This is a genomic window from Pseudomonas sp. RA_35y_Pfl2_P32 (assembly GCF_963970735.1).
GTDB lineage: Bacteria > Pseudomonadota > Gammaproteobacteria > Pseudomonadales > Pseudomonadaceae > Aquipseudomonas.
Window position 1 is genome coordinate 20,049 of the sequence record NZ_CAXAQF010000025.1, and the last position, 14,592, is coordinate 34,640.

15 protein-coding genes and 2 tRNA genes are annotated in these 14,592 nt (G+C 60.6%); 7 read left to right on the forward strand and 10 right to left on the reverse strand.

What is annotated here, in order from left to right; translation table 11 throughout:
• Positions 1-21: 21 nt before the first annotated feature.
• Positions 22-98 (reverse strand) — tRNA-Met (locus AACY45_RS22795).
• A gap of 250 nt (positions 99-348) precedes the next feature.
• On the opposite strand from AACY45_RS22795, the gene AACY45_RS22800 reads away from it, so the two are divergent.
• Positions 349-1,566, forward strand: a complete 1,218-nt coding sequence (locus tag AACY45_RS22800; RefSeq protein ID WP_339547500.1) for an MFS transporter — start codon at positions 349-351, stop codon at positions 1,564-1,566.
• Positions 1,567-1,631: 65 nt separating this feature from the next.
• Here AACY45_RS22800 and ychF read toward each other — a convergent pair whose 3' ends face one another.
• The 8 genes from ychF to AACY45_RS22840 all read right to left on the reverse strand — a co-directional run bounded on the left by ychF (position 1,632) and on the right by AACY45_RS22840 (position 8,544).
• On the reverse strand, positions 1,632-2,732 hold the full coding sequence (ychF, locus tag AACY45_RS22805) for a redox-regulated ATPase YchF (RefSeq protein ID WP_339547501.1): 1,101 nt from the start codon (positions 2,730-2,732) through the stop codon (positions 1,632-1,634).
• Between the two features lie 22 nt (positions 2,733-2,754).
• Entirely contained in the window at positions 2,755-3,339 is a 585-nt protein-coding gene (gene pth, locus AACY45_RS22810; RefSeq protein WP_095169011.1) for an aminoacyl-tRNA hydrolase, read from the reverse strand.
• Between the two features lie 168 nt (positions 3,340-3,507).
• Positions 3,508-4,107 carry a 50S ribosomal protein L25/general stress protein Ctc gene (locus tag AACY45_RS22815; RefSeq protein ID WP_095169010.1) on the reverse strand — a complete coding sequence of 200 codons (600 nt, stop codon included), beginning with the start codon at positions 4,105-4,107 and terminating at the stop codon, positions 3,508-3,510.
• A 138-nt stretch (positions 4,108-4,245) separates the two neighbouring features.
• Positions 4,246-5,187, reverse strand: a complete 942-nt coding sequence (locus AACY45_RS22820) for a ribose-phosphate pyrophosphokinase (protein WP_003171603.1) — start codon at positions 5,185-5,187, stop codon at positions 4,246-4,248.
• A 46-nt stretch (positions 5,188-5,233) separates the two neighbouring features.
• A tRNA-Gln gene (locus AACY45_RS22825) sits at positions 5,234-5,308 on the reverse strand.
• 36 nt (positions 5,309-5,344) lie between these two features.
• Complete coding sequence (gene ispE / locus AACY45_RS22830; RefSeq protein WP_339547502.1) at positions 5,345-6,196, reverse strand: 4-(cytidine 5'-diphospho)-2-C-methyl-D-erythritol kinase; 852 nt, start codon at positions 6,194-6,196, stop codon at positions 5,345-5,347.
• Position 6,197: 1 nt separating this feature from the next.
• Entirely contained in the window at positions 6,198-6,815 is a 618-nt protein-coding gene (lolB, locus tag AACY45_RS22835) for a lipoprotein insertase outer membrane protein LolB (protein ID WP_339547503.1), read from the reverse strand.
• A 4-nt stretch (positions 6,816-6,819) separates the two neighbouring features.
• Positions 6,820-8,544 carry a tetratricopeptide repeat protein gene (locus AACY45_RS22840; protein ID WP_339547504.1) on the reverse strand — a complete coding sequence of 575 codons (1,725 nt, stop codon included), beginning with the start codon at positions 8,542-8,544 and terminating at the stop codon, positions 6,820-6,822.
• 305 nt (positions 8,545-8,849) lie between these two features.
• On the opposite strand from AACY45_RS22840, the gene hemA reads away from it, so the two are divergent.
• The 6 genes from hemA (at position 8,850) to AACY45_RS22870 (ending at position 14,206) form a co-directional block, all read left to right on the forward strand.
• On the forward strand, positions 8,850-10,139 hold the full coding sequence (gene hemA, locus AACY45_RS22845) for a glutamyl-tRNA reductase (RefSeq protein WP_339547505.1): 1,290 nt from the start codon (positions 8,850-8,852) through the stop codon (positions 10,137-10,139).
• Positions 10,136-11,218 (forward strand): peptide chain release factor 1, encoded by a 1,083-nt coding sequence (gene prfA, locus AACY45_RS22850; protein ID WP_339547506.1) that lies wholly within the window; start codon positions 10,136-10,138, stop codon positions 11,216-11,218. The genes hemA and prfA overlap by 4 nt, the downstream gene beginning before the upstream one ends.
• Positions 11,219-12,049 carry a peptide chain release factor N(5)-glutamine methyltransferase gene (prmC, locus tag AACY45_RS22855; RefSeq protein WP_339547507.1) on the forward strand — a complete coding sequence of 277 codons (831 nt, stop codon included), beginning with the start codon at positions 11,219-11,221 and terminating at the stop codon, positions 12,047-12,049. It abuts the gene before it with no gap.
• Positions 12,043-12,798, forward strand: coding sequence for a molybdopterin-synthase adenylyltransferase MoeB (locus AACY45_RS22860; protein ID WP_339547508.1), 756 nt, complete (start codon positions 12,043-12,045; stop codon positions 12,796-12,798). The genes prmC and AACY45_RS22860 overlap by 7 nt, the downstream gene beginning before the upstream one ends.
• Entirely contained in the window at positions 12,791-13,582 is a 792-nt protein-coding gene (murI, locus tag AACY45_RS22865; protein WP_339547509.1) for a glutamate racemase, read from the forward strand. The genes AACY45_RS22860 and murI overlap by 8 nt, the downstream gene beginning before the upstream one ends.
• Before the next feature lie 105 nt (positions 13,583-13,687).
• On the forward strand, positions 13,688-14,206 hold the full coding sequence (locus AACY45_RS22870; RefSeq protein WP_339547510.1) for an acyloxyacyl hydrolase: 519 nt from the start codon (positions 13,688-13,690) through the stop codon (positions 14,204-14,206).
• Positions 14,207-14,234: 28 nt separating this feature from the next.
• Here AACY45_RS22870 and AACY45_RS22875 read toward each other — a convergent pair whose 3' ends face one another.
• Complete coding sequence (locus AACY45_RS22875; protein ID WP_339547511.1) at positions 14,235-14,540, reverse strand: YkgJ family cysteine cluster protein; 306 nt, start codon at positions 14,538-14,540, stop codon at positions 14,235-14,237.
• Positions 14,541-14,592 lie beyond the last annotated feature (52 nt).

Here is a 14,592-nt window from a genome sequence, read left to right on the forward strand (position 1 = left end):
CGGTAAGCCGTTTTTAGTACTTGGTGGCTACACAGGGACTTGAACCCCGGACCCCAGCATTATGAATGCTATGCTCTAACCAACTGAGCTATGTAGCCAAGTGGCGCGCATTATTGGCTTGGAACGACGATGTGTCAAGCATAAATCTAAAATATTTCTCTACACTTTCAACCGCTTAACCTCCGGCCACGGAAAAACCCCGGTTTTTCTGCTTCGTCCCCGGACAAATCATCCTGCACGTGGGTTATTTAAAGTCGTTAGCAGGCTAAGGGGATGGCGCTACCGCAGCGAAAAATGGCACATTGGCGCACCTGCACGTGCGCACCCATCTGCTGTTTGGAAACTTTCATGGCAACCAGTCCCCCTCAAGTGGCCGTCTCAGCGACGTCCGCGAGCTCGCAAAGTAGCCCCTTGGTCATGCGCATCATCGGCGCGGTGGCGCTGGCGCATTTGATCAACGACCTGATCCAGGCGGTCCTGCCGTCGATCTACCCGATGCTCAAGGACAGCTACGGGCTGACGTTCACCCAAGTCGGCCTGATCACCCTGACCTTCCAGCTCACGGCCTCGCTCCTGCAGCCCTGGGTCGGCTATTACACCGACCGTCACCCCAAGCCTTATCTGCTGCCGATGGGCATGATCTGCACCCTGATCGGCATCCTGATGATGTCCCAGGTCGGCAGCTTCCCCTTGATCCTGCTGGCGGCGGGGTTGATTGGCATCGGTTCCTCAACCTTTCACCCGGAAGCCTCGCGGGTGGCACGGCTGGCATCGGGTGGGCGTTTTGGCCTGGCGCAGTCGACCTTCCAGGTGGGCGGGAACGCTGGCTCGGCATTCGGTCCCTTGCTGGCGGCGGCGATCATCATTCCGTTCGGCCAGGGCAACGTGGCCTGGTTCGGTCTGTTCGCCGTGTTCGCCCTGCTGGTGCTCTACCGCATCAGTCGCTGGTACGCCAACCATTTGAACCTGTTCAGGCTCAAGCAGGGCCAGGCGGCGACCCACGGGCTGTCGAAGGGCAGGGTGCTCAGTGCGCTGGTGGTGCTCGGCCTGCTGGTGTTCTCCAAGTACTTCTACATGTCCAGCCTGACCAGCTACTTCACCTTCTACCTGATCGAGAAGTTCGACCTGTCGGTGGCCAGTTCCCAGTTGCACCTGTTCCTGTTTCTCGGTGCGGTGGCGGCGGGGACCTTTTTCGGTGGGCCGATTGGCGACAAGATCGGCCGTAAGGCGGTGATCTGGTTCTCGATCCTGGGGGGCGCGCCTTTCACCTTGCTGCTGCCCCATGTCGACCTGTTCTGGACCAGCGTCCTCAGCGTGGTGATCGGCTTCATCCTGGCCTCGGCTTTCTCCGCCATTGTGGTCTATGCGCAGGAGCTGGTGCCGGGCAATGTCGGGATGATCGCCGGGGTGTTTTTCGGCCTGATGTTCGGTTTTGGCGGGATTGGTGCGGCGCTGCTGGGCTACCTGGCGGACATCCACGGCATCGAGTACGTGTATTACCTGTGTTCGTTCCTGCCGTTGCTCGGGGTGTTGGCGATCTTCCTGCCGCGCACCAAAAAGGCCTGAAACGCAAAAGATCGCAGGCACAAAAAAGCCGCGTATCAAACGCGGCTTTTTCTTGGACGTGTGGCTTACACGTTGAAGCGGAAGTGCATCACGTCGCCGTCTTTGACGATGTAGTCCTTGCCTTCCAGACGCCATTTACCGGCTTCCTTGGCACCGGCTTCACCCTTGAACTGGATGAAGTCGTTGTAGGCGATCACTTCGGCGCGGATGAAGCCTTTTTCGAAGTCGGTGTGGATCACGCCAGCAGCTTGCGGGGCGGTGGCGCCGACGCGTACGGTCCAGGCGCGGACTTCTTCGACACCGGCGGTGAAGTAGGTCTGCAGGTGCAGCATTTCGTAGCCAGCGCGGATCACGCGGTTCAGGCCAGGCTCTTCCAGGCCCAGGGCCTCGAGGAACATGTCTTTCTCTTCGCCGTCATCGAGCTCGGCGATTTCCGCTTCGATCTTGTTGCACACCGGCACAACCATGGCGCCTTCTTCTTCGGCGATGGCCATCACCACGTCGAGCAGCGGGTTGTTCTCGAAGCCGTCTTCGGCCACGTTGGCGATGTACATCACCGGCTTGGTGGTCAGCAGGTGGAAGCCCTTGATCACCGCCTTTTCGTCGGTGCTCATGTTCTTCATCAGGCTGCGCGCCGGCTTGCCTTCGGTGAAGTGGGCGATCAATTGCTCCAGCAGGCCCTTCTGGACCACGGCGTCCTTGTCACCACCCTTGGCGTTACGCGCGACTTTCTGCAGTTGCTTCTCGCAGCTGTCGAGGTCGGCGAAAATCAGTTCCAGGTCGATGATCTCGATGTCGCGTTTCGGGTCGACGCTGTTGGAGACGTGAATCACGTTGTCGTCTTCAAAGCAGCGGACCACGTGGGCGATGGCATCGGTTTCGCGGATGTTGGCCAGGAACTTGTTGCCCAGGCCTTCACCTTTCGAGGCGCCGGCTACCAGGCCTGCGATGTCGACGAATTCCATGGTGGTCGGCAGGATGCGCTTGGGATTGACGATGGCCGCCAGGGCTTCCAAGCGTGGATCCGGCATCGGCACGATCCCGCTGTTCGGCTCGATGGTGCAGAAGGGGAAGTTCTCGGCCGCGATACCGGACTTGGTCAGGGCGTTGAACAGGGTGGACTTGCCGACGTTAGGCAGGCCGACGATGCCGCAATTGAATCCCATGGTGTTTCCCCTCGGGTAAAAGTCAGGCCTTCTGGCTGTGCAGGTTTTTCATCGCGCGGTTCCATTCACCGGCGAGGATATCCGGCAGCACGCCGAGGGCAAAGTCGATGCTGGCATCGAGTTTTTCCTGTTCGGCGCGTGGCGCACGACCCAGGACGAAATTTGAAACCATACTGGCAACGCCCGGGTGGCCAATGCCAAGCCGCAGGCGGTAGAACGTATTCTGATTGCCCAGTTGCGCGATGATGTCGCGCAACCCGTTGTGACCGCCATGACCGCCGCCTTGCTTGAGCTTGGCAACGCCGGGTGGCAAGTCGAGTTCGTCATGCGCCACGAGAATTTCTTCAGGCTTGATGCGGAAGAAACCTGCAAGGGCCGCGACGGCCTGGCCGCTGCGGTTCATGTACGTGGTGGGAATCAGCAGGCGAACATCCTGACCCTGATGCGAGTAGCGCCCGGTCAGGCCGAAATATTTGCGATCGGCGACAAGGTTGACCCCTTGCGCGTGCGCGATGCGCTCAACAAAAAGGGCCCCTGCGTTATGCCGGGTCTGTTCGTATTCGGCGCCTGGATTTCCCAGGCCAACGATCAGTTTGATGGCAGTCACGTCAGGGACCCTTCCTTGGAGTGGTTAATAACATCGCGGCCATGGAGATGTGCGGCGAAAGTGGACGAAAAGTGCTCATTTACCATGATGTAAACTCCGCGTTCCGCCCGCTTTCTCGCTACGTTCCAGCCCGCGATGTTACTCGGTCACTCCGGCGTACAGAGTAAATTACTCTGCAGCGCCTTCTGCAGCTTCTGGAGCAACACGTGGAGCGTGAACGTTGGCAACAGCCAGGTCGTTACCGTGAGCCAGAGCAACAAATTCAACGCCTTTAGGAGCGCTGATGTCGGACAGGTGAATGATCGAGCCGACTTCGGCGTTAGCCAGGTCAACTTCGATGAATTCAGGCAGGTCTTTTGGCAGGCAGGAAACTTCGATTTCCGCAACAACGTGCGAGATCTCGCCGCCTTTCTTCACTGGAGCAGCTTCGTTGATGAAGTGCACAGGAACGATAGCGGTCAGTTTCTGACCAGCAACAACGCGTACGAAGTCTGCGTGCATCACGTGGCCTTTGGCCGGGTGACGTTGCAGCGCTTTGATGATTACGTTTTGCTTGGTGCCGCCAACGTTCAGCTCGATGATGTGGCTGTAGGCCGCTTCGTTTTCGAGCAGTTTGGCAACTTCTTTGGCCAGCATGCTGATGGATTCAGGGGCTTTTTCGCCACCGTAAACTACAGCTGGAACCAGGCTTGCGAGACGACGCAGGCGGCGGCTCGCACCTTTCCCCAGGTCGGAACGCGCTTCAGCATTCAGAGTAAAATCATTCATGTTGTATCTCCAAAATAACCACATTCGCCCCAGCGTTTGCGACCAGCGCTAAAGGCGATATGGGCAAAAAAGCCCCGCCCCGACAGGAATGCCGGGGCGGGGCGCTTTTCGTCATCGAGAAGTCCGAAGGGCAGGCCCTTAACGGAACATCGCGCTGATCGATTCTTCATTGCTGATGCGGCGAACCGCTTCGGCAACAACCGGTGCGATATCCAATTGACGGATACGTGCACAGGCTTGTGCTGCAGCGGACAGCGGGATGGTGTTAGTCACCACCAGCTCATCCAGCACGGAATTTTCAATGTTTTCGATGGCCCGACCCGACAGCACAGGGTGTGTGCAGTAGGCAAAGACCTTGGCAGCGCCATGCTCTTTCAAGGCTTTAGCCGCGTGGCACAGAGTGCCGGCGGTATCGACCATGTCGTCAACCAGGATACAGGTACGCCCTTCGACATCACCGATGATATGCATCACTTCAGAGTGATTGGCTTTCTCACGGCGCTTGTCGATGATCCCGAGATCCACACCCAGGGATTTGGCAACCGCACGTGCACGCACGACGCCGCCAATGTCCGGGGACACGATCATCAGGTTTTCGAAGCGTTGGTCTTCGATGTCATCCACCAATACAGGGGAGCCGTAGATGTTATCTACCGGAATGTCGAAGAAGCCCTGGATCTGGTCAGCATGCAAATCAACCGTGAGAACACGATCGATGCCGACGACGGTAAGCATGTCAGCGACAACTTTCGCGCTGATAGCTACACGTGCGGAACGCGGACGGCGATCCTGACGGGCATAACCAAAGTAGGGGATCACCGCAGTGATTCGAGTGGCTGAGGAACGGCGGAAGGCATCGGCCATCACGACGAGTTCCATCAGGTTATCGTTGGTCGGAGCGCAAGTCGGCTGAATAATGAAGACATCTTTACCGCGGACGTTTTCATTGATCTCGGCTGTAATTTCGCCGTCGGAAAACTTACCGACAGAGATGTCACCGAGAGGGATATGCAGCTGACGTACGACACGCCGAGCCAGATCGGGGTTAGCGTTCCCCGTAAAGACCATCATCTTGGACACGCGCAGTACCTGAAGGCTGAGGGTAACCTGGATGAGAATAGGAAAATGGCAGGGGCGGCTGGATTCGAACCAACGCATGGCAGGATCAAAACCTGCTGCCTTACCGCTTGGCGACGCCCCTGTATCTGTTGCAACGATTACCCAGTAATCGGTTCCTTTAGAGCAGACTTTGCAGCTTGCGATGCAACATCGAAACGTTGCTTCCCTTTGCTACAAACCCTGTAAGGGTCTCTGTAAGAAGGGCCGAGACTTTATCAGCTTCAGCTTTGCTTGGGAAGCCCCCAAACACACAACTTCCAGTGCCGGTGAGTTTTGCTTCGGTAAATTTACCTAACAAATTCAAAGCGTTACGTACCTCTGGATAACGCCTTGCTACTACCGGTAAGCAGTCATTTCGACTGTTTCCCTTGGGAACGGGGCGCACTTTAATGGCAGACGAGTTACGTGTCAACAACGGATCGGAAAAAATTTCTGCTGTACTTACAGATACTTGCGGTACCAGTACGAGATACCAGGGTTCTTCGGGTTCTACAGGGGTCAGTTTCTCGCCCACGCCCTCGGCAAAAGCGGCATGGCCGCGGACAAAAACCGGGACGTCCGCACCCAGTGTCAGCCCCAGCGCAGCCAGGCGATCTTCATCCCAGCCCAGTTGCCAGAGGTGGTTGAGGCCCAGCAGGGTGGTGGCCGCATTCGAACTGCCGCCACCGATTCCGCCGCCCATGGGCAGGACTTTATCGATCCAGATATCAATGCCCAGCGTCGATCCGGATTGCGCCTGGAGTTTTTTCGCGGCCTTGACGATCAGGTTGCTGTCGTGGGGGACGCCTTCGAACTCGGTGTGCAACCGGATGATGCCGTCATCACGAACGGCAAACGTGATTTCATCGCCGTAGTCGAGAAATTGAAACAGTGTCTGCAGTTCGTGATAGCCGTCTTCGCGGCGACCCAGAATGTGCAGCATCAAATTGAGTTTTGCCGGCGAAGGCAATGTCAGGCGAGCGGTCGGCATGTCATTGCCCCAACTTGCGGGGTTGCCAGGCCTTGATCACCAGCGTGACATCAAGGTTGGTGCCGTGCAGCTTGATGCGCTCGGGCAGCCAGTAACCGTTTTGCTGGGTGTAAGCGCTGTACTGGACCTGCCAACCGTCCTGTTCAAGACTGGCCAGGCGGCTGTCGGCATCCAGGGACAGGCGGCTTTTGCTGCTTGGTGCCGGCAGTCCGCGAACCCACCAGGCCAGGTTGGAGACCGGCAGTTTCCAGCCCATCTGTTCTTCGAGCAGGGTTTCCGGGCTCGCGGCGCTGTAGCGTCCCTGATTGGCCACTTCCAGGCTGACGTCGCCGGGGCGACCGGTCAGGCGCGCGGCGCCACGACCCAGCGGGCCGGACAGGCGAATGTCGTAGTAGTCCTGGCGCTGCAGCCAGAACAGAGTGCCGCTGCCCGAGTCTTTCGGCGCGCGAATGCCAATCTTGCCGTCGATCTGCCAGCCATCGAGGGCCGTCAGTTGCTGTTTGTGCTCGCGCCATAACGAGGGGGTGCCGTGGCCCTCGACCGATTCACGGGCGCCAAAACCGGCGCAGCCGGCGAGCAGGGCGATGAAGCTGAAAACGATGATGTGGCGCAAAAACATGATTTTAAAGAGTCTCGGATCCGGTCAGGCGCTTGATGGTGCTGCGCAGGATAGGGCTGTCAGGCTGTTCCTTGAGGAACTTGGCCCAGATTTGTTTGGCTTCACGTTGTTTGCCCTTGGCCCACAGGACTTCACCCAGGTGCGCGGCGACTTCCTGGTCGGGGAAACGCTCCAGGGCCTGGCGCAGATAACGCTCGGCTTCGTCGAGGTTGCCCAGGCGAAAGTTGACCCAGCCCAGGCTGTCGAGGACGGCCGGGTCTTCCGGGCTCAACTGGTGCGCTTGCTCGATCAGCGTCTTGGCTTCGGCGTAGCGGGTCGTGCGGTCGGACAGGGTGTAGCCCAGGGCGTTCAATGCCATGGCGTTGTCCGGGTCACGCTTGATGATTTGCCGCAGGTCACGTTCCATCTGCGCCAGGTCGTTGCGTTTTTCCGCCTGCATGGCACGGGTGTAAAGCAGGTTGAGGTCGTCCGGGTACTGCTTGAGGGCTTTGTCGAGCACGCTCCAGGCGCGGTCTTCGTGCTTGTTCGCCGCCAGGGTTTCGACTTCGATCAGGTACAACTGGATCGCGTAGTCCGGCTGCTCGTCACGTTCCTTGGCCAGGCGCCTCTGGGCTTCGGTGCTGCGGCCGTTCTCCATGAGGATGTCGGCCTGGCGCAACTGGGCCGGCAGGTAATCGCTGCCCGGGGTGACCAGGGCGTATTCGATCAGTGCACCTTGGGGGTCGCTCTGCTCTTCGGCAATGCGCCCCAGGTTCAGGTGTGCGGAATCGACGTGGCTGTCCCGGGCAATCAGGTCTTCCAGGTAGCCCTTGGCCTCGTCCCAGGCCTTGGCTTCCAGGCACACCAGGGCCAGGGAATAACGCAGTTCATCGTCTTCGGGGTACTGCTGGACCAGGCTGGAGAACTCGGTCTTGGCGTCATCCATGCGGTCCTGCTCCACCAGCAGGCGGGCATAGGTCAGGCGCAGGCGTTTGTCGTCCGGGTACTGGCGGATGCTTTTTTCCAGCAGCGGCAGTGCTTCATCACCCCGGTCGAGGCTCTGCAGCAAGCGCGCGCGCAACAGGATCGGCGCCACTTCGCCGGCTTCCGGCGGGTGTTTCTCCAGCAGGCTCAGCGCTCCCTGGGAGTCGCCATTTTGTTGCAGCAGCAAGGCCTTGCCGAAAATCAGCTGGCCGTTGTTCGGGTGGCGCTGCAACAAACGGTCGAAACTGTTCATCAGGCCGTCGCGGGTGTCCTGGTCGGTGTCGGCGGCCGACAGGGCGAGAAAGTCGAAATGGGTATCGCCCTGGCCCTGCAGGACTTTCTCCATGTAGACCATGGAGTCGTCATAACGGCCGCTGCGCGCCAGCTGGATGGCGGCGGCGCGTTGTGCCTCGAGGTCCTCTGGGGCATTCCTGGCCCAGATCAGTGCGCTATCGAGTGCCGCCTGGTCAGCCCCCAGGTATTCGGCAATGCGAAACGCCCGCTCGGAAATGCCCGGGTCCTGGGTGTTGATGGCCTGGGTCACGTAGTTGTCCAGGGCAATGTCGTAGCGATTGCGCTGGCCAGCCAGTTCGGCGCTCAGCAGGCTGAAGATCGTCTCTTCGCTGAAGGCGCTGTAAACCTTGGGCTTTTCAGGGGCTGCAGGGCTGCCTGCGACCGGCGGTGTACCGTCCGTCGACACGGGCGCCAAGGCCTGGCAGCCGCTGAGGAAGACTAAAGCGAGGAGCAACGTGGAAGATCTATTCATATAGGAAGAGGACGACTAACCTGCGGTCGGATCATCATGACACAAGCCTTCGGCCAAACATAACCGGGGCGCTCTTTATCTCTTTATGTAGGAGCGGGCGCCCGCTTGCGGCTTGCTCGCGATGGTCGTCAACGATGCAGCGGCCACCCAGAACAAGCGCAATGCCCTTGAGTTTTTCGCGAGCAAGCTCGCTCCTGCAGGCGCCTTTAAAGGCACAAGGTAGTAGGACAATGGTTAACGGTGGTTGTTCTCGGTCTGGCGAAGTAGGACAATTGCCGGCTTCTCGACATCATCAGCGATCTTGAATGGCCTTCCTTGCACTCGGTATTAACCACAAGACTGCTTCCGTAGACGTCCGCGAGCGCGTGGCCTTTACGCCGGAGCAGCTGGTTGAGGCCTTGCAGCAGCTCTGCCGACTCACCGACAGCCGCGAAGCTGCGATCCTCTCCACCTGCAATCGCAGCGAACTCTATATAGAGCAGGATCAGCTGAGTGCCGATACCGTGCTGCGCTGGCTGGCCGATTATCACCATCTGAGCCTCGAAGAGCTGCGCGCGAGTGCTTATGTGCATGAAGATGATGCGGCAGTTCGTCACATGATGCGGGTCGCCTCCGGGCTCGACTCCCTGGTCCTGGGTGAGCCGCAGATCCTCGGCCAGATGAAATCGGCCTATGCCGTGGCGCGTGAGGCCGGCACCATCGGCCCGTTGCTCGGGCGGCTGTTCCAGGCCACGTTCAATGCCGCCAAGCAGGTGCGCACCGACACGGCCATCGGCGAGAACCCGGTGTCGGTGGCGTTTGCCGCCGTCAGCCTGGCCAAACAGATTTTCAGCGATCTGCAGCGCAGCCAGGCGTTGTTGATCGGCGCTGGCGAGACCATCACCCTGGTCGCCCGCCATTTGCACGAACTGGGGGTCAAGCGCATCGTGGTCGCCAACCGAACCCTGGAGCGTGCCAGCCTGTTGGCCGAACAGTTCGGCGCCCATGCCGTGCTGCTCTCGGACATCCCGGCGGAACTGGTGCGCAGCGACATCGTGATCAGCTCCACCGCCAGCCAGTTGCCGATCCTGGGCAAGGGCGCCGTGGAAAGCGCCTTGAAACTGCGCAAGCACAAGCCGATATTCATGGTCGATATTGCCGTACCGCGGGATATCGAGCCGGAAGTGGGTGAACTGGACGACGTCTACCTGTACAGCGTCGATGATCTGCACGAAGTGGTCGCCGAGAACCTCAAGAGTCGCCAGGGTGCAGCCCAGGCGGCGGAAGAGATGGTCGCGATCGGTGCCGACGATTTCATGGTGCGCCTGCGTGAACTGGCCGCAGTCGATGTGCTCAAGGCCTATCGTCAACAGAGTGAACGCCTGCGTGATGAAGAACTGCAAAAGGCCCAGCGCCTGCTCGCCAATGGCAGCCGCGCCGAGGACGTGCTGGTGCAACTGGCCCGTGGCCTGACCAACAAACTGCTGCACGCGCCCAGTGTGCAGTTGAAAAAGCTGACTGCCGAAGGCCGCCTCGATGCGCTGGCCATGGCCCAGGAACTCTTTGCCCTCGGTGAGGGCGCGTCGGATAGCTCTTCGGATAAAAAACCGCAATGAAAGCGTCACTGCTCAATAAACTGGACATCCTCCAGGACCGTTTCGAGGAACTGACCGCCTTGCTTGGCGATGGCGAAGTCATTTCCGATCAGAACAAGTTCCGCACCTATTCCAAGGAATACGCGGAAGTCGAGCCGATTGTCGCCACCTATAAACAGCTGCTCAAGGTCCAGGCCGACCTCGAAGGGGCCCAGGCCCTGCTCAAGGACAGCGACCCGGACATGCGCGAAATGGCCGTGGAAGAAGTCCGCGAGGCCAAGGAGCAACTGCAGGAGCTGGAAGCCAGCCTGCAACGCATGTTGCTGCCCAAGGACCCGAATGACGGGCGCAATGTGTTCCTCGAGATCCGCGCCGGCACCGGTGGCGACGAGGCCGCGATTTTTTCCGGCGACCTGTTCCGCATGTACTCGCGTTATGCCGAGCGGCGTGGCTGGCGGGTCGAGATCCTGTCGGAGAACATCGGCGAACACGGTGGCTATAAAGAAGTCATCGCCCGGGTCGAAGGCGACAACGTCTACGGCAAGTTGAAATTTGAATCCGGTGCGCACCGCGTGCAACGGGTCCCGGCCACCGAATCCCAGGGTCGGATCCACACCTCGGCCTGCACCGTGGCGGTGCTGCCGGAGCCGGACGAGCAGGAAGCGATCGAGATCAATCCCGCGGATTTGCGGGTCGACACCTACCGCTCGTCCGGCGCGGGCGGCCAGCACGTGAACAAGACCGACTCGGCCATTCGTATCACCCACTTGCCGTCCGGGATCGTGGTCGAATGCCAGGAAGAGCGTTCGCAGCACAAGAACCGGGCGCGGGCGATGTCCTGGCTGTCGGCCAAGTTGAACGACCAGCAGACCAGTGCCGCGGCCAATGCCATCGCCAGCGAGCGCAAACTGCTGGTGGGGTCGGGTGATCGCTCCGAGCGGATCCGTACCTACAACTTCGCCCAGGGCCGGGTCACCGACCACCGGGTCAACCTGACCCTGTACGCCCTCGATGAAATCCTCGCCGGTGGCGTTGATGCCGTGATCGAGCCCCTGCTGGCTGAGTATCAGGCGGACCAACTGGCGGCGATAGGTGAATAAATGACCATCATTGCCAGTTTGTTGCGCGCCGCCGACCTGCCTGACTCGCCTACCGCGCGCCTGGATGCCGAGTTGCTGCTGGCCGCTGCCCTGGGCAAATCCCGCAGCTTCCTGCACACCTGGCCCGAGCGCATCGTGCCCAGTGATGCCGCGCTGACCTTTGCCCACTACCTGCAGCGTCGTCGCGGCGGCGAGCCGGTGGCTTATATCCTCGGGCAACAGGGCTTCTGGAAGCTGGACCTGGAGGTCGCACCGCATACGCTGATCCCGCGTCCGGACACCGAGCTTCTGGTAGAAACCGCCCTTGAATTGTTGCCGGCCACACCGGCCAAAGTGCTCGACCTGGGCACCGGCAGCGGGGCGATCGCCCTGGCCCTGGCCAGCGAGCGTCCGGCCTGGCAAGTGACAGCGGTGGATCGCGTGCTGGAAGCCGTGGCCCTGGCCGAGCGCAATCGCCAGCGCCTGCATGTGCATAACGTCACGGTGCTCAGCAGCCACTGGTTCGATGCCCTCAAGGACCATCGCTACACGCTGATCATCAGCAACCCGCCGTACATTGCTGCCGCCGACCCGCACCTGGTCGCCGGCGACGTGCGCTTCGAACCGACCAGTGCGCTGGTGGCCGGGACCGACGGCCTGGATGATCTACGGGTGATCATCGCCCAGGCGCCCCAGCACCTGGAAGCCGGTGGCTGGTTGATGCTCGAGCACGGGTACGATCAGGCGCAGGCCGTGCGTGATTTGCTGCTGGCCCAGGGGTTCGTCGAGGTCCACAGCCGCATGGACCTCGGCGGCCACCAACGCATCAGTCTGGGGCGCCTGCCGTGCTGAATGATCAGGAGCTGTTGCGCTATAGCCGGCAGATTCTGTTGCAACACGTCGACATCGACGGCCAGTTGCGACTCAAGCAAAGCCGCGCGCTGATTGTCGGTCTCGGTGGCTTGGGTGCGCCGGTGGCGCTGTACCTGGCGGCCGCAGGCGTGGGCGAGTTGCACCTGGCGGATTTCGACACGGTCGACCTGACCAACCTGCAGCGCCAGATCATCCACGACACCGACAGCGTCGGGCTGAGCAAGGTCGATTCGGCGATCCGCCGCTTGAACGCGATCAACCCCGAGATCCAACTGGTTGCCCATCGCACCGCTCTGGATGCCGACTCATTGGCGGCAGCAGTGGCGGCGGTCGACCTGGTGCTCGACTGTTCCGACAACTTTGGTACCCGCGAAGCGGTGAACGCGGCCTGCGTGGCCGCGGGCAAGCCCCTGGTCAGCGGCGCGGCTATTCGTCTGGAAGGGCAATTGTCGGTGTTCGATCCGCGTCGCGCCGAAAGCCCCTGTTACCACTGCCTGTACGGGCACGGCAGCGAGGCCGAACTGACCTGCAGCGAGGCCGGCGTGGTCGGTCCGCTGGTGGGCCTGGTCGGCAGCCTGCAAGCCCTTGAGGCACTGAAGCTGCTGGTGGGTTTTGGGGAGCCGTTGGTGGGCCGGTTGCTGTTGATCGATGCCCTCGGGACGCGGTTCCGTGAGCTGCGGGTCAAGCGTGATCCGGGCTGCAGCGTCTGTGGTGCGAAACATGCGTGAGGCGCCCATCGGTGTGTTCGATTCCGGCGTTGGCGGGTTGTCGGTGCTGGCGGAAATCCACCGGTTGCTGCCCCATGAGTCGCTGCTGTACGTGGCCGATTGCGGGCACATTCCCTACGGCGAGAAGTCGCCGGAGTTCATCCGTCAACGCTGTGCAGTGGTGGCCGATTTTCTCCAGGCTCAGGGCGCCAAGGCCATGGTCGTGGCGTGCAATACAGCAACCGTGGCGGGTGTGGCGGATTTGCGTCGCGACTACCCGTTGTGGCCCATCGTCGGCATGGAGCCCGCGGTCAAGCCGGCGGCGGCGGCGACCCGCAGCGGTGTGGTCGGGGTGCTAGCCACCACCGGAACCTTGCAGAGTGCCAAGTTCGCCGCCTTGCTCGACCGTTTCGCCACCGATGTGCGGGTTGTCACTCAGCCGTGCCCGGGTCTGGTGGAGCTGATTGAAGCCGGTGACTTGCAGAGTCCGGCGCTGCGCCAGTTACTGGGCAGCTACCTGCAGCCTTTGCTGGACGAGGGCTGCGACACGATTATCCTCGGCTGCACCCATTACCCCTTCCTCAAGCCGATGCTCGCGCAGATGCTCCCCGCCGACATCAGCCTGATCGACACCGGCGCTGCCGTTGCCCGGCAAACCCAGCGCCTGCTCGCTGAACGTAAACTGCTCGCGAACGGTCCTGCCCAGCCAGCCCAAATCTGGACCAGTGCCAGCCCTGAGCACCTGAGAAATATCCTGCCGCTGCTCTGGCATAACGGTGGCGTTGTGCAAAGCTTCAAGCTGTAGGCACGCTGAATTTCAGCTGAACTTCTGCGCGGGGGCGAGATTCTATTGCTGCGTCTGTTGAGCATCAAAACCTAAAACAATCGTTCGCATAAAAGGATGTTTCCTATGAAGCGAGTGTTCTGTCTGGCTGCGCTTGCGGCCGTATTGTTGGGGCATGGTTACAGCGCACACGCGGCGGGTATCGAGTTTGCCGTCGGGCAAACCAGTGACTCGACCATGACCTATCGACTGGGCCTGCAGTCTGAATGGGACAAGAGCTGGTGGCAGAGCGACGTGGGGCGCCTGACCGGCTACTGGGATGGGGCCTACACCTTCTGGGACGGTGATGAAACGGCAAGTAACCACAGCCTGTCGGTCTCGCCGGTGCTGGTGTATGAATTCGCCGGGGAGACGGTCAGGCCCTATCTGGAAGTAGGGATCGGGGTGGCGGTTTTTGCCCACACCGAAGTGGAGAACAACGCGCTCGGCTCGGCTTTCCAGTTCGAAGATCGTTTCGGTGCCGGCCTGCGCTTTGCCGGTGGACAGGAAGTGGGGATACGCGCCACCCACTACTCAAACGCGGGGATCGCCAGTCCCAACGACGGCGTCGAAAGTTACGCCTTGCACTACACCATGGCCTTGTAGGCGCTGGCGTGTCAGCGAAGGAGCGCCATCACCTGTAGGCCGTGGTGATTCCCAGGCGTTCCTCGATACACTCCGGCGCGCCCATCTCGAACTCCCGGCATATCAACGGGCGTTTTTCGTAGATGGTGCACATCATCGTGTCGCGATCCAGCGCCGCGCACCAGCCGTCGTCCAGGCGCAGCATGACTTCTCCACCCCAATCGTCGGTGTCGATAAAGCGATCAGGCACGCCGGTGTCGGTGATCAGCATCACTTCGAGCTGGCAGCAGCAGGCCGCGCACGTCGAGCAGGTGACCGTCGGCTCGACGATTTCGGTGAGGGGGATGGTATTCATGGGCGCCAGTGTAAGGCAGTGCACCCCGGCTGTGTGAACGCTCTGACGGACG